Annotated in this window: 20 protein-coding genes and 4 pseudogenes; 9 read left to right on the top strand and 15 right to left on the bottom strand. The window is 53.8% G+C overall.

The annotated features are described in order from the left end of the window. Nucleotides 1-190: 190 nt before the first annotated feature. A complete protein-coding gene (yddG, locus tag ACLW56_RS17900) occupies nucleotides 191-1,072 on the top strand; it encodes an aromatic amino acid DMT transporter YddG (RefSeq protein ID WP_330985088.1) in 882 nt (293 codons plus the stop codon). Here yddG and ACLW56_RS17895 read toward each other — a convergent pair whose 3' ends face one another. Further along, entirely contained in the window at nucleotides 1,073-2,566 is a 1,494-nt protein-coding gene (locus ACLW56_RS17895; RefSeq protein WP_330985087.1) for an MFS transporter, read from the bottom strand. 118 nt (nucleotides 2,567-2,684) lie between these two features. Here ACLW56_RS17895 and ACLW56_RS17890 point away from each other — a divergent pair, with 118 nt between their 5' ends. The 6 genes from ACLW56_RS17890 to narI all read left to right on the top strand — a co-directional run bounded on the left by ACLW56_RS17890 (nucleotide 2,685) and on the right by narI (nucleotide 11,591). Further along, complete coding sequence (locus ACLW56_RS17890) at nucleotides 2,685-3,260, top strand: TetR family transcriptional regulator (protein WP_330985086.1); 576 nt, start codon at nucleotides 2,685-2,687, stop codon at nucleotides 3,258-3,260. A gap of 179 nt (nucleotides 3,261-3,439) precedes the next feature. Further along, the gene (locus ACLW56_RS17885; RefSeq protein ID WP_330985085.1) at nucleotides 3,440-4,831 is read left to right on the top strand and encodes a NarK family nitrate/nitrite MFS transporter; all 1,392 of its coding nucleotides are present in this window, start codon (nucleotides 3,440-3,442) and stop codon (nucleotides 4,829-4,831) included. 106 nt (nucleotides 4,832-4,937) lie between these two features. After that, nucleotides 4,938-8,678 (top strand): nitrate reductase subunit alpha, encoded by a 3,741-nt coding sequence (locus tag ACLW56_RS17880; RefSeq protein WP_330985084.1) that lies wholly within the window; start codon nucleotides 4,938-4,940, stop codon nucleotides 8,676-8,678. Then, nucleotides 8,675-10,219 (top strand): nitrate reductase subunit beta, encoded by a 1,545-nt coding sequence (narH, locus tag ACLW56_RS17875; RefSeq protein ID WP_330985083.1) that lies wholly within the window; start codon nucleotides 8,675-8,677, stop codon nucleotides 10,217-10,219. The genes ACLW56_RS17880 and narH overlap by 4 nt, the downstream gene beginning before the upstream one ends. Next, on the top strand, nucleotides 10,219-10,914 hold the full coding sequence (gene narW, locus ACLW56_RS17870) for a nitrate reductase molybdenum cofactor assembly chaperone (RefSeq protein ID WP_330985082.1): 696 nt from the start codon (nucleotides 10,219-10,221) through the stop codon (nucleotides 10,912-10,914). Before narH ends, narW begins: the two co-directional genes overlap by 1 nt. Next, the gene (narI, locus tag ACLW56_RS17865) at nucleotides 10,911-11,591 is read left to right on the top strand and encodes a respiratory nitrate reductase subunit gamma (RefSeq protein WP_330985081.1); all 681 of its coding nucleotides are present in this window, start codon (nucleotides 10,911-10,913) and stop codon (nucleotides 11,589-11,591) included. The genes narW and narI overlap by 4 nt, the downstream gene beginning before the upstream one ends. A gap of 86 nt (nucleotides 11,592-11,677) precedes the next feature. Here narI and nhoA read toward each other — a convergent pair whose 3' ends face one another. Continuing rightward, on the bottom strand, nucleotides 11,678-12,523 hold the full coding sequence (gene nhoA, locus ACLW56_RS17860) for an N-hydroxyarylamine O-acetyltransferase (RefSeq protein WP_330985080.1): 846 nt from the start codon (nucleotides 12,521-12,523) through the stop codon (nucleotides 11,678-11,680). Nucleotides 12,524-12,674: 151 nt separating this feature from the next. On the opposite strand from nhoA, the gene ACLW56_RS17855 reads away from it, so the two are divergent. Then, the gene (locus tag ACLW56_RS17855) at nucleotides 12,675-13,247 is read left to right on the top strand and encodes a flavin reductase family protein (protein ID WP_330985079.1); all 573 of its coding nucleotides are present in this window, start codon (nucleotides 12,675-12,677) and stop codon (nucleotides 13,245-13,247) included. Between the two features lie 230 nt (nucleotides 13,248-13,477). On the opposite strand, the gene pptA is transcribed toward ACLW56_RS17855, so the two are convergent. The 10 genes and pseudogenes from pptA to ACLW56_RS17805 all read right to left on the bottom strand — a co-directional run bounded on the left by pptA (nucleotide 13,478) and on the right by ACLW56_RS17805 (nucleotide 22,350). Then, complete coding sequence (gene pptA, locus ACLW56_RS17850; protein WP_330985078.1) at nucleotides 13,478-13,708, bottom strand: tautomerase PptA; 231 nt, start codon at nucleotides 13,706-13,708, stop codon at nucleotides 13,478-13,480. Nucleotides 13,709-13,867: 159 nt separating this feature from the next. Beyond that, a complete protein-coding gene (locus tag ACLW56_RS17845; RefSeq protein WP_330985077.1) occupies nucleotides 13,868-14,644 on the bottom strand; it encodes an amino acid ABC transporter ATP-binding protein in 777 nt (258 codons plus the stop codon). Continuing rightward, on the bottom strand, nucleotides 14,628-15,557 hold the full coding sequence (locus tag ACLW56_RS17840; RefSeq protein ID WP_330985076.1) for an amino acid ABC transporter permease: 930 nt from the start codon (nucleotides 15,555-15,557) through the stop codon (nucleotides 14,628-14,630). The genes ACLW56_RS17845 and ACLW56_RS17840 overlap by 17 nt, the downstream gene beginning before the upstream one ends. Before the next feature lie 9 nt (nucleotides 15,558-15,566). Beyond that, nucleotides 15,567-16,076 (bottom strand): GNAT family N-acetyltransferase, encoded by a 510-nt coding sequence (locus ACLW56_RS17835; RefSeq protein WP_330985075.1) that lies wholly within the window; start codon nucleotides 16,074-16,076, stop codon nucleotides 15,567-15,569. 9 nt (nucleotides 16,077-16,085) lie between these two features. After that, nucleotides 16,086-16,649 (bottom strand): annotated as a pseudogene (locus ACLW56_RS17830) (transporter substrate-binding domain-containing protein); the annotation flags it as partial. Nucleotides 16,650-16,879: 230 nt separating this feature from the next. Beyond that, entirely contained in the window at nucleotides 16,880-18,400 is a 1,521-nt protein-coding gene (locus ACLW56_RS17825) for a YaaC family protein (protein WP_330985074.1), read from the bottom strand. A gap of 37 nt (nucleotides 18,401-18,437) precedes the next feature. Then, a pseudogene (locus ACLW56_RS17820) lies at nucleotides 18,438-18,767 on the bottom strand (recombinase family protein); the annotation flags it as partial. Between the two features lie 101 nt (nucleotides 18,768-18,868). After that, on the bottom strand, nucleotides 18,869-19,642 hold the full coding sequence (locus tag ACLW56_RS17815; RefSeq protein WP_330985073.1) for a hypothetical protein: 774 nt from the start codon (nucleotides 19,640-19,642) through the stop codon (nucleotides 18,869-18,871). Further along, the gene (locus ACLW56_RS17810) at nucleotides 19,626-21,701 is read right to left on the bottom strand and encodes a lipase family protein (RefSeq protein ID WP_330985072.1); all 2,076 of its coding nucleotides are present in this window, start codon (nucleotides 21,699-21,701) and stop codon (nucleotides 19,626-19,628) included. The genes ACLW56_RS17815 and ACLW56_RS17810 overlap by 17 nt, the downstream gene beginning before the upstream one ends. Before the next feature lie 91 nt (nucleotides 21,702-21,792). Further along, nucleotides 21,793-22,350, bottom strand: a complete 558-nt coding sequence (locus ACLW56_RS17805) for a recombinase family protein (RefSeq protein WP_330985071.1) — start codon at nucleotides 22,348-22,350, stop codon at nucleotides 21,793-21,795. 163 nt (nucleotides 22,351-22,513) lie between these two features. On the opposite strand from ACLW56_RS17805, the pseudogene ACLW56_RS17800 reads away from it, so the two are divergent. Then, a pseudogene (locus tag ACLW56_RS17800) lies at nucleotides 22,514-23,911 on the top strand (DUF4158 domain-containing protein); the annotation flags it as partial. Here the strand turns inward: ACLW56_RS17800 and ACLW56_RS17795 are convergent. From ACLW56_RS17795 to ACLW56_RS17785, 3 genes and pseudogenes are all read right to left on the bottom strand, one after another. Continuing rightward, nucleotides 23,902-24,006: pseudogene (locus ACLW56_RS17795) on the bottom strand (hypothetical protein); the annotation flags it as partial. The pseudogenes ACLW56_RS17800 and ACLW56_RS17795 sit on opposite strands and share 10 nt — an antisense overlap. Before the next feature lie 42 nt (nucleotides 24,007-24,048). Further along, nucleotides 24,049-25,170, bottom strand: a complete 1,122-nt coding sequence (locus ACLW56_RS17790) for an amidohydrolase (protein WP_330985070.1) — start codon at nucleotides 25,168-25,170, stop codon at nucleotides 24,049-24,051. Continuing rightward, a complete protein-coding gene (locus ACLW56_RS17785; RefSeq protein WP_330985069.1) occupies nucleotides 25,167-26,168 on the bottom strand; it encodes an LLM class flavin-dependent oxidoreductase in 1,002 nt (333 codons plus the stop codon). Before ACLW56_RS17785 ends, ACLW56_RS17790 begins: the two co-directional genes overlap by 4 nt. Nucleotides 26,169-26,182 lie beyond the last annotated feature (14 nt).

Raw genomic sequence — 26,182 nt, 5'->3', positions numbered from 1 at the left:
TTCCCTCGTTGTTGTAGGACAAAACTGGCGGAAAAATAGCACCGGGGCCGTCTCACTTTTTGCGTCAAATCAATCTCTTCTGCCAGCGCCCCATTAATAGTCATGAATGACAAAATTTTGTAATCCTTAGGGATTATCGCGTTGGGATGCTATAAACATGGCCTGCCTATTTTCAGCTTTCACCTTTCCAATGACTAAAAACAGAGCAACTTCCATTGGGCTCATCGCCATTTTGCTGTGGAGCAGCATGGTCGGCCTTATTCGCGGCGTTTCCGAAGGCCTCGGCCCTGTCGGTGGCGCGGCGGCTATCTACACCTGCAGCGGTTTACTGCTGTTGGTCACCGTCGGTTTTCCAAAACTCAGAACCTTTTCCCCGCGCTATCTGCTAGCTGGCTGCGTGCTGTTCGTCAGCTATGAAATTTGCCTTGCGCTCTCGCTGGGCTACGCCGCCACACGGCAGCAGGCGATTGAAGTGGGCATGGTCAATTACCTCTGGCCCAGCCTGACAATTGCCTTTGCGATTCTCTTTAACGGGCAAAAAGCGCGTTGGTGGGTAATCCCAGGGTTATTGCTTTCGCTGCTGGGCGTCAGTTGGGTATTAGGCGGTAAGGAAGGTCTGAACCTGGCGGAAATTAAACAGAATATCGCCAGCAGTCCGCTGAGTTATATTCTGGCTTTCGTCGGGGCGTTTATCTGGGCGGCGTATTGCACGGTGACTGCCAAATACGCCAAAGGCAAAAACGGCATTACGCTGTTTGTATTGCTGACTGGCCTCAGCCTGTGGATACAGTATTTTTCCAGCCCGCAGCCGCCGATGGTGTTCAGCTGGCCTGTGGTCATCAAACTGGTGATGTGCGCCCTGTCGCTCGGTATCGCCTATGCGGCATGGAACATAGGCATTTTGCACGGCAACGTCAGCCTGCTGGCTGTTGGGTCTTATTTCACGCCAGTGCTTTCTTCAGCCCTGGCTTCTTTCCTGCTGAGTGCCCCGCTCTCATGGGCGTTCTGGCAAGGAGCCTGCATGGTCTGCGCAGGCTCCTTGTTATGTTGGGCAGCGACTCGCCACAGTTGATCAGGCGACGGACTGGCGAACTTTTGCCAGTCCAAACCAGATGCCCACCGCCAGAAGCAGCATCATCGAACCGGCACTGAACAGCGCCACGCTGTGTGAGGTGATAAAGGCCGTTTTCGCGGCATACACCACGGAATCCGCCAGCTCAGGCGTCAGTGTTTGCGCTAACTGCATGGCTTCACCAATCGACGAACCCGCCCGGTTTGCCGCTTCAGCGCTGAGTGCATTCGGTAACAGAATCGACGCGCTGTAGCTTCGGGTCAGAATCAAGCCGAACAACGCAATACCCAACCCGGCACCAAGTTCATACGCCATCGTTTCGATGGCCCCAGCAGCCGCCGCTTTTTCTTTCGGTGCGGCAGCCATAATGGCGGCAGTAGAAGCCAGTAAGGCGCTGGCGGCACTAAAACCGAGAAGTGTCATCAGCCCCCACGCCTGCCATTGCTGGGTAGTGAAGTTCGTCATCGACAGCCCAAGGAAACTCACCGCACTCAGCGCCATGCCGCCGGTCGCAACCTGACGCAGACCAAGGCGTGAAACCAACACACCCGCAATCGGGCCGCTAAATCCACTTGCCAGCATCAGCGGCAGCATGAATAACCCGGCCTCAAACGGCGTTTTGCCGTGCACAAACTGTAATTCTTGCGCCATCAGCAACTCGAACCCAACCAGGGTAATCATTGCCGTCACCGCCATCATCACCCCGCTAAGAATGATGCGATGGGTGAACAGGCGCATGTCGATCATCGGTGTGCGAGCGTTTAGCTGAATACGCACGAAAGCCGTCAGCAACGATGCGCCAAACAGCAGAACCAGACCGACAATCCACAGCGCGATGACCCCTTTCATGGCCGTTTTGGCGCTCCACACCAGCAGCAAAATAGCCACAATCAACATCAGCGCGTGACTGATATTCAGCGGCTGCTCACGACGCCCTGGCTGCGGCGGTACAACGCGAGCACTCAGAGCCATCACCAGCACCACGATAGGCACGTTGATCAGGAACACTGCGCCCCACCAGAAGTGCTCCAGCACAATACCGCCGATTAGCGGGCCAAACGCTGCGCCACCTGAACCCACAGCCGCCCACATCCCGAGCGCCATATTGCGATGTTTGGCCTCGCTGAACGTATTACGAATGCCAGCGAGTGTCGCCGGAACAATCATCGCCGCGCCGACAGCCAACAGCGCACGAGCCGCAATCAGCCATTCCGCATTACCGGCAAACGCTGCCGCCAGTGAAGCCAGACCAAACAGGCCGCTGCCCAACAGCAATAATCGCTTGAAGCCAATGCGGTCGCCCAGTGCGCCCATCGGCAGTACCATCCCGGCCATCACCAGCGAATAGATATCAATGATCCACAGCAGCTCATTGCCACTGGCCCCCAGCTGAACGCTCAGCGTGGGCGCAGCAACGTGCAACACCGTGGCATCAATCGCTACCGGGATATAGACCAGCACAATAGCAATCAACGTTAACCATTGACGAAACATACTCTTTCCCTCTTTTGAACAGAACTGGACACTTGTCCAGATTGCGATCCTGCTTGAGAGTTGAACGCTTGTCCAGCTTTTTGTTATTATCGTTTGGTTACCCTCAGGGACTGAAACTATGAGCTATCTGAACCGAGAAGAGCGTCGCGAAACCATCATGTTGGCCGCCATGAAAGTGGCACTTGAAGAAGGGTTTTCGGCGATGACCGTGCGCAACATCGCCAGCCGGGCGGGCATTGCTGCCGGTCAGGTCCACCATCACTTCACCTCTTCAGGAGAGCTGAAATCCCAGGCGTTTGTCCGGCTGATTGAAGAGATGATGGCCCTGCCGCTGGTGCCGGAAAACGCCAGCTGGCGCGATCGTTTGTTTTCGATGCTGGGCAGCGAAGATCGACGGCTTGAACCTTATATTCGTCTTTGGCGACAGGCGCAGTTGCTGGCAGACAGTGACGCCGAAATCAAAGGCGCTTACCTGCTGACGATGTCGATGTGGCATGGCGAAGCCGTAAAGCTGATCCTTTCGGGTCAACGTGCAAAAGAATTCACCTTACGTGACAGCGCCGAAAATATCGCCTGGCGTTTAATATCATTAGTTTGCGGGCTCGACGGGATATATGTGCTGGGCATGGCAGAAGTTGACGATGCCGCTTTTAGCCGCCACCTGCATCATCTTATTGAGCTGGAATTATTTTAACAACTTACAATTAGTAACACTTAAGCGCCACGATATTAGCGCCCCATTCGCGGGGTGGCGCTTTTTTATCTATCCTTCATTCACAACACTCTAAAAAGACTTATTTTTCCCGGAGCAATCGTTTCTGGCGAACTCTTTTTGCTTATTTTTCATAACGTACTGGTGCAAACGAGGGCGATATGTCACAACAAGATGAGAAGAAAAATCATTACCTTTTACAAGACTGGCGGCCTGAGAATCCGGGCTTTTGGGAGAACAAAGGCCAGGCCATCGCCCGGCGAAATCTCTGGATTTCCGTGGCTTGTCTGCTGTTGGCGTTCTGCGTGTGGATGCTGTTCAGCGCAGTTGCGGTCAATCTCAATAAAGTCGGTTTTAATTTCACCACCGATCAGCTGTTTCTATTAACCGCTTTACCTTCGCTTTCCGGGGCAATATTACGCGTGCCCTACTCCTTTATGGTGCCCTTATTTGGTGGGCGCTACTGGACGGTATTAAGTACCGTTATTTTGATTATTCCGTGTGTCTGGCTGGGCATTGCGATTCAAAACCCTAATACCCCATACGGAGTATTTATTGTCATCGCGTTGCTGTGTGGTTTCGCTGGTGCCAACTTCGCCTCAAGCATGGGAAATATCAGTTTCTTCTTCCCAAAAGCCCGTCAGGGTGGCGCATTAGGCATTAACGGCGGCCTCGGCAACTTAGGGGTTAGCGTGATGCAAATGGCCGCTCCGGTGGTCATTTTCCTGCCGATCTTTACGTTCCTTGGCGTACACGGTGTGCCACAGGAGGATGGCTCAACCTTGTGGCTGACAAACGCCGCCTGGATTTGGGCTCCGCTGCTGCTGATTGCCACCCTCGCCGCCTGGTTTGGCATGAACGATATCGCCAGCTCTAAGGCTTCGGTAGCAGAACAATTGCCGGTGCTGGGTCGTCTTCATATGTGGATCCTCGCCCTGCTTTACCTGGCGACATTCGGCTCGTTTATCGGTTTCTCCGCAGGCTTTGCGATGCTGGCGAAAACCCAGTTCCCTGATGTGAATATCCTCAAACTGGCCTTCTTCGGCCCGTTCATCGGCGCACTGGCACGCTCAGCAGGCGGGTTTATTTCCGACAGACTCGGCGGCGTCAAAGTCACGCTGGTGAACTTCGTCTTTATGGCGTTGTTCAGCGCCCTGCTGTTCCTCACGCTGCCAGGCGGTAATTCACCGGGCAACTTCACCTTCTTCTACCTGGTGTTTATGGGGCTGTTCCTCACCGCCGGGCTTGGCAGCGGCTCCACCTTCCAGATGATCGCCATCATCTTTCGCCAGATAACTATTGCCCGCGTGAAACAGCGCGGCGGCAGCGATGAACAAGCGCAACAGGAAGCCGTGACCGATACGGCGGCCGCGCTCGGGTTTATCTCTGCCATCGGCGCAGTCGGCGGCTTCTTCATCCCGAAAGCCTTCGGGACCTCGCTGGCGATGACCGGTTCCCCCGTCGGCGCAATGAAGGTGTTTCTGGTGTTCTACATCGTCTGCGTGCTGGTCACCTGGCTGGTTTATGGCCGCCGTAAAGCGCCAAAAGCCTAATCTCATGCCCGGCGGCATTTCATTTGCCGGGCCTACAAACCGTACGAATCTTTTGTAGGCCGGGCAAACACCGTGCCGCCCGGCAATTACACAACGGAGCAATGTCATGAGCAAACTCCTCGATCGCTTTCGCTACTTTAAGCAAAAAGGCGACAGCTTCGCTAACGGCCACGGTCAGGTTTACAACACCAACCGCGACTGGGAAGACAGCTACCGCCAGCGCTGGCAGTTCGACAAAATTGTTCGTTCCACCCACGGCGTAAACTGCACCGGCTCCTGCAGCTGGAAGATTTACGTCAAAAATGGGCTGGTGACCTGGGAAACCCAACAAACAGATTATCCTCGCACGCGCCCTGACCTCCCCAATCATGAACCTCGCGGCTGCCCGCGTGGAGCAAGCTACTCCTGGTATTTGTACAGTGCCAACCGTCTGAAGTATCCGCTGATCCGTAAAAGCCTGATCTCGATGTGGCGTGAAGCGCTGGAGCAACACAATGACCCGGTGAATGCGTGGAATGCCATCATGCAAGACCCGGAAAAATGCAAAAAATACAAACAGGCGCGTGGCCATGGCGGCTTTGTGCGTTCCAACTGGCAGGAGCTCAACCAGCTGATTGCCGCGGCTAACGTCTGGACGATTAAGCACTACGGCCCGGATCGCGTGGCGGGCTTTTCGCCCATTCCGGCTATGTCGATGGTGTCTTATGCCGCAGGCACGCGTTATCTCTCGTTGCTTGGCGGCACCTGTCTGAGTTTTTACGACTGGTATTGCGACCTGCCGCCCGCCTCACCGATGACCTGGGGCGAACAGACGGACGTGCCGGAATCGGCCGACTGGTATAACTCTTCCTACATCATCGCCTGGGGCTCAAACGTGCCGCAGACGCGCACGCCGGATGCACACTTCTTCACCGAAGTGCGCTACAAAGGCACCAAAACCATCGCCATTACGCCAGACTTCTCAGAAGTGGCGAAACTCAGCGACCAGTGGCTGGCACCGAAGCAAGGCACTGACAGTGCGTTGGCGATGGCAATGGGCCATGTGATCCTCAAAGAATTCCACCTCGATAACCCGAGTGACTATTTCCTCAACTACGCGCGCCGCTACACCGACATGCCAATGCTGGTGCAACTCGATAGCCGCGATGACGGCAGCTATGTGCCAGGCCGCATGCTGCGCGCTTCCGATTTGGTGGATAACCTCGGCGAAAGCAACAATCCGCAGTGGAAAACCGTGGCATTCACCACGTCTGGCGAGTTGGTGGTGCCGAATGGCGCGATTGGTTTTCGCTGGGGTGAGCAAGGCAAATGGAACCTTGAATCGCTGGCGGCAGGCACGGAAACCGAACTGCAACTCTCTCTGCTCAGCAATCACGACAGCGTGGTTGGCGTGGCGTTCCCCTACTTTGGCGGCAATGAAAACCCGCATTTCCGTAGCGTGAAGCAGGATCCGATTCTGGTTCGCCAGCTCCCGGCTAAACAGCTCACGATGGCGGATGGCTCTTCGGGTCTGGTGGTCAGCGTGTATGACCTGATTCTGGCAAACTACGGCCTTGATCGCGGGCTGGACGATCCGCTTGCCTCGAAAGACTTCAGCGAAGTCAAAGCCTACACGCCAGCCTGGGCGGAACAAATTACCGGCGTGCCGCAATACCATATCGCGCAGATCGCCCGCGAGTTTGCTGATACCGCGCATAAAACGCATGGTCGCTCGATGATTATTCTCGGCGCTGGCGTGAACCACTGGTATCACATGGACATGAACTACCGCGGGATGATCAACATGCTGATCTTCTGCGGCTGTGTCGGGCAAAGCGGCGGCGGCTGGGCGCACTACGTCGGTCAGGAAAAACTGCGTCCACAGACCGGTTGGTTACCTTTGGCGTTTGCACTGGACTGGAACCGTCCACCGCGCCAGATGAACAGCACGTCTTACTTCTACAACCACTCCAGCCAGTGGCGCTATGAAAAACTCACCGCCAAAGAGCTGCTTTCGCCGTTAGCCGACGAAAGCAAGTTCACCGGCCATCTTATCGACTTCAATGTGCGGGCCGAACGCATGGGCTGGCTGCCTTCTGCTCCGCAACTCAACCTCAACCCGCTGTCGATAAAAGAGCGGGCTGACTCGGCTGGCGTTAGCCCTGCGGAATACACCGCGCAGGCGCTGAAATCGGGCGATATCCGCATGGCCTGTGAACAACCGGACAGCGGCAAAAACCACCCGCGCAATCTGTTTGTCTGGCGTTCGAATCTGCTGGGCTCGTCCGGGAAAGGCCACGAATATCTGCTGAAATATTTGCTCGGCACCGAGAGCGGCATTCAGGGCGATGCGCTGGGCGAAAGCGATGACGTCAAACCGGAAGAAGTTGAGTGGCAGACGGCGGCGATTGAAGGCAAGCTTGATCTGCTGGTGACGCTTGATTTCAGGATGTCGAGCACCTGTATGTTCTCCGATATTGTCCTGCCGACCGCCACCTGGTATGAAAAAGACGACATGAATACCTCGGATATGCATCCGTTTATTCACCCGCTTTCTGCGGCAGTCGACCCGGCGTGGGAAGCAAAAAGCGACTGGGAAATCTACAAAGGCATCGCCAAAGCCTTCTCGCAGGTTTGCGTCGGCCACCTCGGCACTGAAACCGATGTGGTGTTAACGCCCCTGCTTCACGATTCGCCCGCAGAGCTGTCTCAGCCGTTCGAAGTGGCAGACTGGCGCAAAGGTGAATGCGAGTACGTGCCGGGGAAAACCGGGCCGAATATTGCGGTCGTCGAGCGTGATTATCCGGCAACCTACGAGCGTTTCACTTCGCTTGGCCCATTGATGGACAAACTCGGTAACGGCGGCAAAGGCATCTCGTGGAACACTCAAAACGAAGTCGATTTCCTCGGCAAACTCAATTACGTCAAGCTTGATGGCCCGGCGAAAGGCCGCCCGCGCATTGAAACGGCGATTGATGCCTCCGAAGTGATCCTCGCCCTCGCCCCGGAAACCAACGGCCAGGTGGCGGTGAAAGCCTGGGAAGCGCTGGGCAAAATCACCGGGCGTGAGCACACCCATCTGGCGCTGAACAAAGAAGACGAGAAAATTCGCTTCCGCGATATTGTCGCCCAGCCGCGCAAAATCATCTCCAGCCCAACGTGGTCGGGGCTTGAGAGCGAACACGTTTCCTACAACGCCGGTTATACCAACGTTCATGAGCTGATCCCATGGCGCACCTTGTCCGGGCGTCAGCAGCTTTATCAGGATCACCTGTGGATGCGTGCCTTTGGCGAAAGCCTGGTGGCCTATCGCCCGCCTATCGACACGCGTAGCGTCAGCCAGATGCACGAAATCCCGCCAAATGGCTTCCCGGAAAAAGCGCTCAACTTCCTGACGCCGCACCAAAAATGGGGCATTCACTCCACCTACAGCGAAAACCTGCTGATGCTGACGCTGTCACGCGGCGGGCCAATTGTCTGGCTGAGTGAAACCGACGCTAAAGAGCTGGGCATTGCTGATAACGACTGGATTGAAGCCTTTAACGCTAACGGTGCCCTTACCGCCCGTGCCGTCGTCAGCCAGCGTATTCCGCCGGGCATGACGATGATGTACCACGCGCAGGAACGCATCATGAATATCCCAGGTTCAGAAGTGACCGGGCGACGCGGCGGCATTCACAACTCCGTCACCCGCATCTGCCCGAAACCAACACACATGATTGGCGGCTACGCGCAACTGGCGTGGAGTTTTAACTACTACGGTACCGTCGGCTCGAACCGCGACGAGTTCATCATGATCCGCAAAATGAAAAACATTAACTGGCTGGATGACGAAGGCAACGATCAGGTTCAGGAGGCGACAAAATGAAAATCCGTTCTCAGGTAGGCATGGTACTGAATCTCGACAAATGCATTGGCTGCCACACGTGTTCCGTCACCTGCAAAAACGTCTGGACCGGACGCGAAGGCATGGAATACGCGTGGTTCAATAACGTCGAAACCAAACCCGGCATTGGCTACCCGAAAAACTGGGAAGATCAGGAACAGTGGGAAGGCGGCTGGGTGCGAGGGATCAGCGGCAAACTCACGCCGCGTCTTGGCGGCCGTCTGGGTGTTATCACCAAAATCTTTGCCAACCCGGTGCTGCCACAGATTGATGATTACTACGAACCCTTCACCTACGACTATCAGGATTTGCAACGTGCGCCTGAAGGTAAACACCTGCCTACCGCTCGCCCGCGCTCGCTGATCAGCGGCGAGCGCATGAACAAAATCGAATGGGGCCCGAACTGGGAAGAACTGCTCGGCGGCGAATTTGAAAAACGCGCCAAAGATCAGAACTTCGAGAAAATCCAGAAAGAGATGTACGGCCAGTTTGAAAACACCTTCATGATGTACCTGCCACGCCTGTGCGAGCACTGCCTGAACCCAAGCTGTGTCGCCACCTGCCCGAGCGGTGCCATTTACAAGCGTGAAGAAGACGGCATTGTGCTGATTGATCAGGACAAATGCCGTGGCTGGCGTATGTGCATCAGCGGTTGTCCGTACAAAAAAATCTACTTCAACTGGAAAAGCGGCAAGTCGGAAAAATGTATTTTCTGCTATCCGCGCATTGAATCCGGCCAGCCAACAGTCTGTTCGGAAACCTGTGTTGGGCGCATTCGCTATCTTGGCGTGTTGCTTTACGATGCTGATCGCATTGAAGAAGCCGCCAGCACGGAGCATGTCACCGATTTGTACGAACGTCAGTGCGACGTGTTCCTCGACCCGCACGATCCGCGGGTGATCGAAGAGGCGTTCAAACAAGGCATTCCACAGAACGTGATTGAAGCGGCACAGCAGTCGCCGGTATACAAACTGGCGATGGACTGGAAGTTGGCTCTGCCATTGCATCCGGAATACCGCACCCTGCCGATGGTCTGGTACGTGCCGCCATTGTCACCGATTCAGTCTTATGCCGACGCGGGTGGTCTGCCGATGTCTGACGGCGTTCTGCCTTCTGTTGAAAGCCTGCGCATTCCTGTGCAGTACCTCGCAAATATGCTGGCTGCAGGCGATACTGGCCCGGTTCTGCGTGCGCTGAAACGTATGATGGCGATGCGTCACTACAAACGTTCGCAAACGGTTGAAGGCGTTACCGACACCCGCGCTATTGAGGAAGTCGGTCTCACCGTGGAACAGGTTGAAGAGATGTACCGTTATCTCGCGATCGCCAACTATGAAGACCGCTTTGTTATTCCAACCAGCCACCGCGAAATGGCCGCCGATGCCTTCCCGGAGAAAAACGGCTGCGGCTTTACGTTCGGCGACGGCTGCCACGGTTCCGACACCAAATTTAACCTGTTTAACAGCAAACGCATCGACGCGATAGACGTGTCCGGCGTGCGTCACCATGGGGAGGGCGAATAATGCCGATCCTCAAGCTCATCGCCCTGCTGCTGGAATATCCCGATGCGCTGCTGTGGGACAATCGCGAAGAAGCCCAAACGCTGGTGGCGCAAGGCGCGCCCACGCTGGAGCCTTGGGTAAAAGAGTATCTCGATAAACCGTTGCTCGATCAGCAGGAACTGTGGTGTGACTTGTTCGAGCGCGGCAGTGCGACTTCGCTGCTGCTGTTTGAGCATGTTCACGGTGAATCCCGTGATCGCGGCCAGGCGATGGTGGATTTGATGGCGCAGTACGAACAGGCGGGATTACAACTCGACTGCCGCGAGCTGCCGGATTATCTGCCGCTGTATCTGGAGTTTCTCAGCACCCAATCGCCTGAAGAAGCACGCGAAGGATTGCAGAACGTCGCCCCGATCCTCGCCCTGCTGGGCGGCAGGCTTAAACAACGACAATCTGCGTATTATCAGCTCTTTGATGCGTTGTTATTGCTGGCAAACAGTCCGTTAAGAAGTGACAGTGTAACTAATCAGGTCAAAGACGAGCCGCGCGACGACACTCGCCAGGCGCTGGATGCGGTGTGGGAAGAGGAACAGGTGAAGTTTATTGAGGATAATGCGACGGCCTGTGACAGCTCCCCGCTGCAAAGTTATCAGAAACGCTTTAGCCAGGATGTCGCCCCGCAGTATGTCGACATCCGTGCCGGAGGCCCGAAATGAGCCAGTATCTGAACGTCTTCTTTTACGATATCTACCCGTACATTTGCGGCTCGGTGTTTATCATCGGCAGTTGGCTGCGCTACGACTATGGGCAGTACACCTGGCGTGCAGGCTCAAGCCAGATGCTGGATAAACGCGGGATGGTGCTGTGGTCGAATCTGTTTCATGTCGGCATTCTGGGTGTCTTCTTTGGGCACGCGTTCGGGATGCTGACACCGCACTGGGTTTATTCGTGGTTCTTGCCTATCAGCGTAAAACAGCAGATGGCGATGATCCTCGGCGGCGTGTGCGGGCTAATGACATTGGTGGGCGGTGCTGGCTTGCTTTGCCGCCGCTTGTTTAACCCACGCATCCGCGCCACTTCAAGCACAGCGGATATTCTGATCCTGTCGATTTTGCTGATTCAGTGCATTTTGGGGCTGTCGACCATCCCGTTTTCCGCGCAACACCCGGACGGCAGCGAAATGCTGAAACTAGTGGGCTGGGCGCAGGCAGTCGTGACATTCCATGGCGGCGCATCGGCGCATCTGGATGGCGTGGCGTTTATCTTCCGCGTGCATCTGGCGCTGGGGATGACGATATTCCTGCTGTTCCCGTTCACGCGTCTGGTGCATGTGTGGAGCGCACCGGTTGAGTATTTTACCAGGCGGTATCAGGTGGTGAGGTCACGGCGCTGATTCCCCTCACCCTAACCCTCTCCCCAAAGGGGCGAGGGGATCTTCTCCCTCTCCTCTTTGAGGAGAGGGCCGGGGTGAGGAGAAAATTACTTCCCAGCCTCAGGATGCGTATCAAACGCCGCCATCACCGCCGCTAAATCCGCTAACGTAAAACCGTTTTTCGGGTCGTCCACGCCCTGCCCAAACTTGTCCTGCAGCAACAGATAAAGGCTCTCTACATCAGGCAGATGAATGTTCTCCACCACATGGCCGTCCTGCTGATGGGTGAAATGGAAGTTGGTGAGCGTCAGTTTTCCGCCGTCCGGCAGATGACGGCACATCAGTAAATGGTGACGAAAATGCGACTGCGGCCAGTGTGCCGACCAGAAATTGCCCATCACATGATCGGCGGTGAATTGCGGCACCAGATCGAAAACATACATCGACTGCCAGCGATCGTGATGGCGGAACTGAAGCGTCCAGTCATTGCCTTCATTCAGCAGACGATAGACTCCGTGCGGCGTGGTTTGCTCGCTATCCGCCTGCAGACGAATCGGTGCCGTCAGCGTCTGCCCGCCGAAGCCCACGTCGGCTATCCAGCGTTCGCCTTTCAGTTCCACAAGCAGCAAACGGTGTGTACGCGGCGGCATCTGCGGAGGGTTTGCCAGCACAACACGCCCAAGCACGCTGCGAACGTTAAAGCCAATCTCGCGGATCGCTCGCTCGAACAGCCCATTTTGCTCGAAGCAATAACCACCACGGCGGGCGAAGAGCAGCTTATCTTCCAGCGACTGATCGTCGAGCTGAATTTCTCGTGGCAGCAACACGTCCAGATTCTCAAACGGAATCGTACAGTTGTGTTGCAGGTGCAGCGCACGCAAGGTTTCAAGAGATACGTCGGCGTTTTCCGTCCAGTTAAGACGAGCGAAATAGGCGGTTAAAAATGGGCTCATGCGGCCTCCTTGCTTCAGATATAGTGTGTTTATAACGTATTTTTTTCGCCGCAAAGGCGTTTTTGTGCGGTGATTTTTTCCGTTTGTGCGCGAGGACTATTTTCCGCACAGCGGACACGATTTAATGCAGCAAACCGTCAGGAGAATTGCTATGAGCCGATTTCGCCCCGTTGAATTAAAACATGCCAGCCGTTTGCTCAATCACGGCCCGACCATTCACATCACCAGCTACGACGAAACCCTCGACAGACGCAACGTGATGGCCGCCGCCTGGTCAATGCCGGTCGAGTTCGAGCCGCCGAGAATTGCGATTGTGGTGGATAAAAGCGCCTGGTCGCGTGAGCTCATTGAGCGCAGCGGTCGTTTTGGGATTGTCATTCCGGGGGTAGACGCTGCAAACTGGACCTACGCGGTGGGCAGCGTGACGGGACGTGATGAAGATAAATTCAACTGCTACGGCATTCCTGTCGTGCGAGGCCCGGTGTTGGGGTTGCCGGTGATTGAAGAAAAATGTCTGGCGTGGATGGAATGCCGTCTGCTGCCCGCCACCGCTGCACAAGAAAAATACGACACGCTGTTTGGCGAAGTTGTGGCTGCCGCAGCCGATGAGCAGGCCTTTGTAAAAGGACGCTGGCAGTTTAACGGCGATCGACGTAATACGCTGCATCATCTCGGCGCTGGCACCTTTGTGACCAGCGGTAAAATGGTCAAAGCCGCAGAATAAACAACAGAAAACCGCAGGTTTGAAGCCTGCGGTTTAGTGCGCGAAGAGGGAACGTCAAGTCGACAAGATATCTACTACTGAGCTCATTTACATTATTAGAGAATTAAAAAATAAGGTCTGTCACCAAAAAGAATGATTTTTACCCGCTAACAATAGTCACTATTTGCCATCACGGTACGCCAGAAAAAAAACCGCGATAAGCAGGCTTAAGGTTTTTTCAGACTTCGGCATCACATGCTGTAACCGGGTTTCTTGATTAGCGCGTCCAGATTTGGTGCGATTTCGGTATCCCAAACCTGAGTCTTCCACTCATCCTGTTGCACTTGATTCAGTGCGACGCTGATCGCGCCATCTTTGCTGCCTAAATGGCGGGTGATGGCTGCGGCGATGTCAGCCGCCAGGGCCTCTTTTTGTTCGTCGTTCAGATCGCGCGGAAAACAATTGATCTCTACATGTGGCATAGCAGTCTCCTTATTGTCTGCCCTAAAACTACCATCTTCTGCCGAGGCTAATTAGCGTTTTGTGCAGTTATCACGTTGGTTCGTTGGCTTTCAAATCAATGTTCCCTTGCCCAAAGGCCGTACTGGCACACAGTAACAGGCTGAGCCACGTCCATTTCGTCATGACAATACCTTCGATAAAAACTGGCGTGTGCGAGGATGCTGCGGGTGATTGAGCACTTCGTCGCTGTCGCCCTGCTCCACAATTTTGCCGTCCACCATAAACACCACCTGGTCGGCCACTTCGCGTGCAAAACCAATCTCATGCGTGACGACAACCAGCGTGGTGCCTGAACGCGCCAGCGCCTTGATAACATCCAGCACTTCACCCACTAACTCAGGATCTAGCGCCGAGGTGGGCTCATCAAACAGCATCACCCGCGGGCTTAACGCTAACGCACGGGCGATGGCGATTCGCTGTTGCTGGCCGCCAGACAAATGACGCGACCATGAATCGGCCTTATTACGCAACCCCACCACATCCAGCAACTGATAAGCGCGGTCAATGGCCTGTTTGCGGCTGAACTGACGGTGCGCAATCGGGGCCTCAATCAGGTTCTCAAGCACCGTCAGGTGCGGGAACAAATTGAAGTTCTGAAACACGTATCCCACGTTGACGCGCTGGCGCAGGATGTCCTTCTCTTTCAGTTCATACAGCTTGTCGCCCTGACGGCGATAGCCGATGTAGTCGCCATCAATCTGAATAAACCCTTCATCGACGCGTTCAAGGTGATTAATCGCGCGCAGCAACGTCGATTTTCCGGACCCGGACGGGCCTAAAATCACCGTGACGGTACCCGGTGGAATTTCCAGAGAAACGTTATCCAGTGCCTTGTGGCGACCAAAATATTTGCTGACGCCGGTTATCGAAATGTGGCCTTCAGGAGAGGTGTGCATGAACGGGCTCCTGTGTTGCGGTGGTTGTGGTTGCCGTTGACGTGAAGGTGCGGGTGCGATTGCTGTTAATAGCAGAACGTCGCTCACTGCGTGCCAGCGCTCGTTCAACCAGGTATTGAATCGCGGAGAGGAAACTGGTGATCACCAGATACCAGACTGCGCCCACCATCAACAGCGGGATCACTTCCTGAGTGCGGTTGTAAATCATCTGGATGGTGTAGAACAGCTCCGGCATTGCCAGCACGTACACCATCGCGGTGCCCTTCGCCAGGCTGATGATTTCGTTAAAGCCGGACGGCAAAATGGTGCGCAATGCCTGTGGCAGAATGATACGTAACGTGCGACGCCACGCGGGTAATCCCAGCGCGGCCGCGGCTTCATACTGCCCGTGATCAACGCCGAGGAAACCACCGCGAATAATTTCTGCGGTGTAGGCGCTTTGTACCAGCGTCAGCCCTACCACTGCGGTGGAAAATTGCCCGAGCACGTTGATGGTCTGGTAGCTCGCCCATTCCACGCCAGTGAACGGAATACCGATAGAGAGCGTGTCGTACAGGTAAGAGAAGTTGTAGAGCACAATCAGCACCACAATCAGCGGCAGCGAGCGGAACAGCCAGATGTAGGCCCATGCCAGGCTGCGTAACAGCCAGGAAGCAGACAACCGTGAGAGCGCCAGAACGCCGCCAAAAATCACGCTGAGCACCGTGCCCAACAGGGTTAACAACAGCGTTTGCCCTAATCCTTCGAGGATAACCGGGTCAAAGAACCAGCGGGCAAACACACCCCATTCCCAGCGCGGGTTAAAGGCAACCGACTGCACCACGATTGCCAGAATGAGCAACGCGATGCCCGCGCCAACAATTCGCAGCGGGTAACGTGCGGGAACCACCTTGATGCTTTCTTGCGTTTTCATCGTCACTCCTCAGGCACTTTTGTTCAGCGCTGTCACCGCCAGCGTTTTGCTGAATCGCAGCCGACCATCGAACGGCGGGCGGCTGTACTCTTCCGGGTCGCGCGTTAAATCAAACTGCGGTTGATAGCCCTGGCTCAGATACAGGCGAACGGCTTCCGGCTGACGAAAACCGGTGGTGAGGTACATGTTGCTGTACCCGGCGAGCAGCGCGCGCCGTTCCAGTTCTGCCACCACTCGCCCGGCGAGGCCCTGCTGACGCAGGGTTTTGTCGGTCCAGATGCGTTTGATTTCCGCAGTCTGCTCGTCATACGGTTTGTAAGCCCCCGTGGCGATAATCACTCCGTCGCGCTCAAGAACAATGAACAGCCCCTGCGGTGGCAAATACCATTCCGTCAGCTCAACCTCCGCATCGCGGGAAAAATAGTCGCCATAGCGGGCGGCATATTCAGCAAACAATCCGCTCAGAATCGGCTGTAGCTCAGCGTCTTCCGGGGAAACATCACGGAAACGTTCGTTCATTTAACCCCTTTAATCGCCAAGCCCGGCAGGATTGAGTTCGGACTGCGGAATACGTTCCACGCCTTCGCCCCAGCGATTCAGCACTTTGTCGTAATCGCCATTTTTAATGACGCCATTGAGCGCGGTTTGCACCGGTTCAGCCAGCCCGCTGCCTTTTTTCAGCGTCACGGCAATGTGCGCCGCTTTCGGCCAGCCGCCATCGACGCTGCCGACGAGTTTCGTTTTCCCGTTCAGAGCAGCTTTCCACGCGCCAATCACATTCGGGCCAAACCAGGCATCGGCGCGTCCGGATTGCAGCGCAAGCGTCTGCGCCGCATCATCTTTGGTGTAGACCGGCGTGAAAGGCTTCAGGCCTTTTTTGAGGTTTTCCGCATTCCACGCGAGCAGGATCGCTTCCTGATTGGTACCAGAGCCGACGATTATCTTCAGCCCGGCAATATCCTCTGCGGTTTCTAACTTTTTAATCGGGCTATCAGCTTTGACATAAAAGCCCAGTGAATCTTTTCGGTAGGTAGCGAAATCGAACTTCTCTTTGCGCTCTTTGGTCACCGTAATATTGCTGATCGCGGGGTCTGAGGGCCAATGGAACGAAAACGTACGTTAAGAGCATAACCCATTGTTATAAAATAAAATTATTTATGATGTGCAGCAAAACGAAAACCGACATTAAAAGACTTTAGCAAGAAGCTTGCTATTCTTATTCCGAAACACGACAGCCTTGCATACATAGTGGAGAAGGATCTGACGACGATAACCCATTTATCCAGGCGACCGTCGGCCAGCTTTCTTATTGCTAAATGATTTTATATGTGAGCAAACATAGATCCTGACTGAACTACCCTAACCTTTGAATCCAATAAAGCCTCAAGAAATTTTTCCGGGGCTAATCTTTCAAATACAGATAAAAATTCATCTGTGAGAGCTAGATAATCCTCATATTTTCCAGATGCAACTTCCCGCCATATACTCGGACGATACCGAACTAATATTGACAATGCATATAAAATAACGGTTGTAATGCATCTATACTCAGAAACCCCACCGAATATTGGTATGATATAGCTAGACTCAGTGAATGGGCTATGATGTTGTTTTATAACTCCGTGCCAGAACTCATCATTAGGATGCCTAACTAAAGCTTTAAAATGTAACCCAGGATGTTCTGATTGTATATATTCTATTTGTTCAATAGGGAGGTCTAACTTTGCAATATCATCAATGGTTTTTGAGCAGGATATATCATTAATTGAAACGTAAGAATCTCGCTTCCTTTCAGTGTTAAAACGAAACGATCCATTTGCATCTGAATCATAACGAAATGTAAGCCAATTAATAGATGTGTCTGATACCATTCTAAGAAGCTCTTCGAGCTCAGGTATGTGCGAAAATAATTCAATTAACGTTATTACATGCTCATTTGATAAATCTATATCTGTTTCTTTACGCGGTTTTTTACTAGGGTATAAGGTAACATCGCAACCAAGAAAATCCATCCATTTACAAAAAAAACCGTTTGATAGGACACCAACGACAAACCCTTCAAAAGGATTGTCACTAACTGAATCAAATGTGAACAACCCATGCCCAAATTTTGTCATATCTTCAACTTCTTGCAAAGACGTAGGCCCCTTAGGAGACGCTAACATTTCCGCAGATGCTAGCGCTATCGCACCGTAGTAAAGACTTACAACTCTCTGATTTAATTTTTGTTTGCTGGCTGCCTCAAAGTAATCACAAGCATTTTGTATGCAAAATGCCAGACCTAATGCTTTGGCTTTGATAACGTCATATTCAAGCTGAGTCCCAAAATGATTACAACGCTGTTGTATTAATTTTTCGGCTAATCCCATAGTTCTGAATTGTTTAATTCGGCTCCAGATTTGATTTATCGGTTGCTCAGACTGGATATGATTTGTAAATTCTTTAGGTTTAAACGAAGGAATATCTTGACCGCCAAGTGATAACTTACCATCAGAGGCTGACGTATTCCATTTGATGATATAAGTTTGTAGTGATTTAAGTTCAATAACATCTGTTGATATCCCATACGCATAAGACTCAAGATGGTAAAAATCTCCATTTAAGACGATTAGGTCGACTAGCGCATCCAAGTTTTTATAAACGGAATTGTCAGTTGCACATGAGTAAAGCAAGGCCAAACTGTAATTAACACGTCCTTTACTCACTTTAATAATTACATATTCCCCATGTGGATAAGAGCCAGTAACTTCACAATCCCAATGGTGTTTATTAAAGTAATTAATAATATTATCTTCGGCACTTTTAACTAAAATATTCAGTCTCAGTTGTTTACCTGTATCCATGATGTATCCTTTCAATAATTTTATAGATTAGCGAATGCTATTCAACCTTCTCATCTTCCAGTATTTTATATACTGTGGAGCGAGCAATATTGAGCTGACGAGCTATTTCCGTTGCTCCAGTTCCTGCCTGATGAAACGACAGCACATTAAGCCTGTCTACAGATCTTTTGCGGCCAAATTTGATACCTTTCAGCTTTGCTTCCAGTCTGCCTTCATTTGTACGATCCAATATTCTCCTGCGTTCAGCTTGTGCAACGGCAGACAGGATAGTCACCACCATTTTGCCCATTTCCCCGTCGGTGCTGATCCCGTCATCAATAAATCGGACAGCCACTCCATGAGCATCGAATTCTTTTAGGGGTCTGATGCTCAGTGGAACGAAAACTCACGTTAAGGGATTTTGGTAATGCGATTACAAAAGACTACGAGCCCAAAAAGGATCTCAAGGAGATCCTTTCAGCTGATTATTTATTTCAACAACAATAATCTTTGATAATCGGGGTTAACCTTCCGAACATGCTCTTCATCTCCTCCCGGATAGGTTATAACCATCCCGACCCCTCGTTTTTTATCAGCCTCAATTGACACGCTTTTTTGGGCATGAAACATCGGATCTATTGCTATAAATGCCGTATTTTTGAGTTGATAACGTCGACTCCACTTTTCGGAATCCGTATCCCCACCAAAAAGTTTCAGCGTAGTCTTGTTAAGCATGTGACTAATATATGTCATAGGGAAAAAGTCTGTCTTAATTTCCAGTCTCTCCCCGCTGAATGCTCTAGCCCGTCCAGCCCCGTAACCGTCACTGAGGCCGTAATCCCCGAAATCGAAGATATAACTGGTATCGATAACCTCTTTCCCCTTCACCAAAGGAATATCGTCCGCGATCCTGAAGCTCACCATCAGCGAGTTCAACTGCCACTGGCACGGGCCGCCGCCGTCCACGGCAACTCGCAGACGCCGGACATTATTGCCATCAGGCACACCGAATGGCCGCCCAACATCGTTATAGCCCGGTATATCATGCGGTTCATTACTTGAGTTATAGCGGACAGATTTGCACTGCGCTGAACGGTACAGCAGCTCAGCGGGCTGCAGCGAGATCCCCTCAGGGACCCGGAAAGTGACGTCCACCCACTTTGCCCCCTCCGGGGGAGAAAGTGTCTTATCAGGACGGTTATCACACCCGAAAAGCAGCGTCGCTGCGCATGCAACGAAGGCGGTTTTACTGAGAGAGTTCAACTTCTTCCTCCGTTACGGCCGCAAAACGCAGCAGGGCATTTTTTCCTGTTTCTTCCGCCTGTGTTCGCCTCAGCGCCACTGGCAGCATATCCTGCAGCGCCAGAAACTCGCGGTTACGTTCAACCTCATCCGGATTGCTGTAGGCTGCGCCTTTCTCAACCTCTTCCCGGAACATGACTCGCATCTCTTTCCGGTTCATATCGCGGACCGGATCGGCCAGTTCCAGCACCTGATTGTGAATATAGGGCAGGTAACGGTGTGCCATCGAGTGACTGCGGGGATCGGTTCCGATACCGTTCAGGGCCGGGTTAGTATTCTGCGGAAAGGTCTTTGCCAGGCTGGCCGGGTTCAGGCACTGGATAAATGAGGCCTGATGTTCACCGGTGGATTTCAGGCACTCTTCATTCAGGGACGGCACCACATACAGCTTGGTGGCCACAAAATGTTTTGAGTAGGCCTGCCCGTCGACCAGGCTTTTCTGGTACGGACTGGCGGCCCGCATCGCGCACTGCTGCGCCCGGAAAAAAATCACCGTGTTACCGTGATGCCAATATGGGTCTTTTTTCTCCGAAAGCCCTGTTGACTGGTACGTTAGGTCTCTCACGGCCACGCTGAGTCCGGCAGCCGTGGTCAGTGACCAGTCAAATCCCAGCTTGTCACCCAGAGGCCCCCACGTTCTGTAAAACTCATTATCGAGATCGGCATTCGGCGGGATCTGTGTGATCGTGTCATTGTCGTTGACATGCCGGTAGTGTGTGATGCTACCCAGAGACGCGATCGCCGCGCGGGTGAAGGCCCGGGGCATCCCATAGGTGTGCAGTACGGGGTTAAAGGCTTTCATTTCGGCAGAATAAAGCAGTGCCAGCGCCCCGCCCAGACTGTGGCCGCAGACAAATAGTTTTTTCGCGCCGCCACTTTCTTCCAGAGATTTATTAACTGCATCCAACTTATCCCCAAACTTCCTCTTTGCCAGCTGATAGGCTTCCAGAAAACCGCCGTGAACGCTTCCCGCTCCGGCCAGCTCCGGCAGACACTGCTTCGGAGCAAAGGACAAATCAGTCAGGACATTCAGCAGACTGTCGGTACCACACCAGGCGACCAGCACGTGCGAGGCAGATTCCACCGTAAACAGGCGGGTATCACCTTCTCCCGTGTCCCCCTCCCCGGTGTTCATGTAGGCAGGTGGCAGGTAGCGGTCGCGGAACGGCACATCCACCGCCAGTGTGTGAAAATAATTAGGGTATTCCGCAAGTTGCGGGAGGCAGGACAGATCCTGACACTTCTGCCGGAAAAAATAATCGATGGTCGGATTATTCGCCTCGGCGGCATACACCAGATCGGCCATGATGCCGAGGTTTAGCGCATTCGCCAGGTCATAGTCCTTCGTGTCGTGCAGGGGCAGCACCCACGCCCGGAATGGGCAGATTTCGATAACGTGGCGCTGCTCCAGCGCATCCCGACTGATTTCCGTCCCTTTCAGCGTCTTTCCCGGCGGAAAATGGAACACCGGAGGCTCAGGCGTATCCCAGCCCGGCATCTCCGGCAACCGGTCGCACAGCTCCCCTATGGTCACATAGTGATGCCGGTACCCGGCGGCCTCCGCCTTCTCCTGCACATCCGTGCGCCAGTTTTTGTCCCGCGTTTCCCGGCGAAAGGCGTTTCCGCTCACCGGCTGGCTGTTCGGGTTACGCCGGATGCCCAGTGGACGCTGTTCCATGATGTCAGCCAGCTGCTGCCCATCAGTTTTCACGTTTACCGCTATCCAGTACAGGTCATCGAACCTTACCAGTCCCTGACTGTCGGTAATACCGGCGGGCGGATTCGGTGGCGGCGTGGGATCAAACTGCGTGTGACCGCCCCTGGCCCACAGCGCCAGTTCCGCCGCCGAGGCCAGCGGATGGTATTCCAGTTGTACCTTCATCCCGGATACCGGGTGGTTGTCCTCGTCCACAAACTGCAGCTCCAGCCAGTGCTTCAGTTGCTTACCGCAGGGGACCTCTTTGTACTTCATTTTGTGACTGAGACAGGTCACGGTGGTATTGTCTGCCGTGGCGGTCATGCGCTCAAATCCTTCTGTTTGCTGTGGTTAATTACCTATAGTAACCAGATGGCATTACTTAACCAAAATTTAATGGTGACTTCCTGATGCTCTAAGCTGACTTCCTGTCCTCAAGAATTTTATACACCGTGGAACGGGCAATGCCGAGCTGCCGGGCTATCGCCGTGGCCCCCGTTCCGCCGTGATGAAGCGCCAGCACGCTGTTTCTGTCGATAGTGCGCCTGCGTCCAAACCGGATACCTTTCAGCTTCGCTTCCTGCCGACCTTCATTGGTCCGTTCCAAAATTCTACTTCGCTCAGCCTGAGCGACAGCAGACAGTATAGTGACCACCATTTTGCCCATATCTCCATCGGTGCTGATCCCATCGTCAATGAAACGAATGGCAACTCCCTGGGCATCGAATTCCTTTATCAGCTGGATCATATCGGCGGTATCCCGGCCAAGACGGTCGAGCTTCTTCACCAGAATGGCATCCCCTTCCTCCACCTTCATGCGCAGCAGATCAAGCCCAGGGCGATCGACTGAACTGCCGGATGCCTTATCGGTGAAGATACGGTTTGCTTTCACGCCCGCATCTTTGAGCGCCCGGATTTGAATATCGAGCGACTGCTGACTGGTTGATACCCGTGCGTAACCAAAAAGTCGCATAAAAATGTATCCTAAATCAAATATCGGACAACTTGTGTCTGTTATAACAAAAAAACGATTTAATAGACACAAAAACGACACTGTTTTCACATGTCTGATAATTTATAATATTTCGGACGGTTAATAAAATGTTAACAAATGACCGTCAGGCAGGGAGGCTTGTATGCCCGTCGATTTTCTGACCACTGAGCAGGAACATAATTACGGTTGTTACGTTGCAGAGCCCAATGATGTGCAGCTGGCGCGCTATTTTCATCTTGACGAACGGGATCTTGCTTTCATTAATCAGCGGCGAGGAAAACATAACCGGCTGGGAATAGCACTTCAGCTTACCACAGCCCGTTTTTTGGGGACCTTTCTGACGGATTTAACCCAGGTTCTGCCGGGTGTTCAGCATTTTGTCGCCGTACAGCTTAATATACGCCGTCCGGAAGTCCTCTCCCGCTATGCAGAACGAGACACCACCCTCAGAGAGCATACTGCGTTAATTAAGGAATATTACGGCTATCATGAATTTGGCGATTTCCCGTGGTCTTTCCGCCTGAAGCGCCTGCTGTACACCCGCGCATGGCTCAGCAATGAGCGCCCCGGTCTGATGTTTGATTTTGCCACCGCGTGGCTGCTTCAGAATAAGGTACTGCTGCCCGGAGCAACCACACTTGTACGTCTCGTCAGTGAAATTCGCGAACGGGCAAATCAGCGGCTCTGGAAAAAGTTAGCCGCACTGCCGGACAGTTGGCAGACCGCCCGCGTGACAGAGTTGCTGGACATTCCAGAAGGGCTGCGGATTTCGCCACTGGAACAACTGAAAAAGGGACCGGTCACTGTCAGTGGTCCGGCGTTTATTGAAGCGCTGGAGCGATATACCCGGCTACGAAGCCTTGAGTTTTCCCGTCTGAATTTTACTGGGATGCCTGCCATACAACTGCGCAATCTGGCCCGCTATGCGGGTATGGCGTCGGTAAAATACATCGCGCGCATGCCACAGCAGAGAAAGCTGGCCGTCCTCACCGCATTTGTGAAAGCGCATGAAACAACAGCGCTGGATGAAGCCGTTGATGTGCTCGATATGCTGATACTGGACATAACCCGTGATGCGAAGAAAATAGGGCAGAAAAAACGGCTCAGGACGCTGAAAGATCTTGACCGGGCAGCGCTGTTACTGGCTCAGGCATGTTCATTGTTACTGGATGAGCAGGCTGATGATGCTGAATTGAGGCAGGCCATATTTAGCAGCGTATCAAAAAGCAGACTGGCAGAATCCGTCAGCAAGGTTCACGAGCTGGCCCGGCCTCATAACAGCAATTTCCAGGAAGAAATGGTGGAGCAGTATGGTCGAGTGAAACGTTTTCTTCCGGCGGTACTGCGTAACCTGCATTTTCGCGCTGCGCCAGCCGGTGAACATACGTTGGCCGCCATCCATTATCTGACCGAACTGAACGGCTCGAAAAAACGTCTTCTCAATGATGCACCTGAACACATTATTACTGGCCCCTGGAAACGCCTTGTGTACGATACGGAGGGCCGGATTCAACGTGCTGGTTATTCACTATTAATACTGGCATCGGCCTGCGCCACAGGATGACGCCAGGCTGACATATTTCCGGACGCACCCTGCAATATGGTGCCCAGGCGCAATTGCCGTTCTGTAGACATAACTACCCCTTACCCTGTCGGTAATAATCTGTTCGTGTGCGATCAAATGGTGTGTAAGGCTTTTTCCGCCAGCGCCGCAAAATAACGAGCCGCCGGGCCAATCAGCGCTTCATCCGGATTAAAGGCCGGATGGTGTAAGCCAAATTCACTGGCGCTGCCGATACTCACAAACGCACCGGGGATCTGCTGCAGATACACCGCGAAATCTTCCCCGCCCATATGCAAATCGGCATGGCTTGTGCGATAGCCATTTTCTGCGGCGACGTCCGTTGCGAAATCGGCCCAGTGAGGCGTATTAACCAACGCGGTCGGCCCGGCGTACCAGATAACATCAATCTGTGCGTTAAAGGCGCTGGCAAATCCCGCCGCCAGTTCGCTCACCCGCGCTTTGACCTGCTGCTGCACTTCAGTGCGATGCGTACGCAGCGTGCCTTCCAGCTCGACGTGTTCCGGAAGCACGTTCCAGGTATTGCCGCCCTGAATGCGGGTGACGCTCAACACCACAGAATCCAGGGTATTCACATCGCGGCTGGCGACGCTTTGCAACGCGTTGACCAGCTGGCTCGCCAGTAAAATCGCGTCTTTTCCTTCATGAGGGCGGGCTGCGTGGGCACCCTTTCCGTGCACTCGCACGACGAAGCGATCCACATTGGCGTAGAACGCGCCGCCGCGAGTGGCAAAGGCGCCCACTGGCAGCCCAGGTTCGTTATGCATGCCGAAGATAGCCGACACGCCTTCCAGCGCTCCGGCGCGGATCAGCGTTTTGGCCCCGCCAAAGCTCTCTTCCGCAGGCTGGAACAGGATGCGTACTCGTCCGTTGAGCTCTGCTTCCCTTTGCTTGAGCAGCAGCGCTGCGCCCAGCATCACGCTGGTGTGAATGTCGTGCCCGCAGGCGTGCATCACACCGGCATTTTGCGAACGAAAAGCCACCTCAGCGGTTTCTTCTATCGGCAGCGCGTCGATATCGGCTCGCAGGGCAATCAGCTTTTCACCTTGCCCAATCTCCGTCACCACGCCGGTTTTCAACGCGTAGGGTAACAATGACAATCCTGCCGTTTGCAGCCAGTCGCGAATGCGTGCCGTGGTAGCGACTTCCTGCAAGGAAAGCTCGGGAAACTGGTGCAGTTCTCGCCGCCACTGGATCAGTTGATGATCGAAGCTCATGACAGCACCTCCGCACGGTTCAACGCTTGTGCCAGCAGGCGAAGTGACGCCAGTCGGGCATTTCCTTCCGCCACCGGCGTGTCGATGACAAATTCATTTACCCCGTAAGATTGATGCAATGCATCAAGTTGAGCGCGAACCTGCAACGCGGTACCGGCAATCAGTGAGGATTCACGGCGCACAATCTCCACCGCCGGGCTGCCCGCCTGATGTGCAAAGGCTTCTGCCTGCTGCTGACTGGCAACCGAAACACGCTGACCGTTTTCCAGTCGCACGCCCCAGACTTCAACGCCTGAAGCCAGTTTTGCCGCCTGCGCTGCGTCTTCGGCCACAATCACCTGTACCGCAACCAGCACGTCGCGGCGGCTGATTGAACGCCAGCGTTGGGTGACTTCGCGCAGCAGGTTCTTATCACCGTTAAGGTGTGCCGCGAACACGAAGTTCCAGTCCAGTTGCGCGGCGAGTTCGGCACTTTCGAGACTTGCCCCGAGCAAGAAACCTTCCGGGCGCTGAGGCGGGATTGGCGTTGGCAACACAGTGTCCGGGTTGTCGGTGCGCGTTTGTGCCAGCCAGTGGTCCAGCTGCGTGAGCTGATCGGCAAAGGTGCCCTTCTCCTGCGCATTCACGCCTTGCTGCAAAGCGCGAGTGGAGAGCGGCAAACCGCCCGGTGCTTTACCGACGCCTAAATCAACACGACCCGGCGCAAGCGACGCCAGCAGATTGAAATTTTCGGCCACTTTGTAAGGGCTGTAATGCTGGAGCATCACGCCACCCGACCCAATACGAATGCGCCGGGTTTGCCCCAGCAGCCAGCCAATCACCACTTCCGGGGACGGGCTCGCCAGTTGCTGAGTATTGTGATGCTCGGCTATCCATAAACGGTGATACCCCCACGCCTCCGCCTGTTGCGCCAACGTTAATGTGCGCGCCAGGGCCTGAGACGCTGTTTCACCGTCTGCCAGAGGGCTTTTATCCAGAATACTGATTCGATAAGACATGTCGCAGGCTCATT

Origin of the sequence: Pantoea sp. sgz302252 (assembly GCF_047713085.1) — a bacterium.
Lineage (GTDB): Bacteria > Pseudomonadota > Gammaproteobacteria > Enterobacterales > Enterobacteriaceae > Scandinavium.
This window is presented reverse-complemented; position numbering and strand designations above follow the sequence as displayed.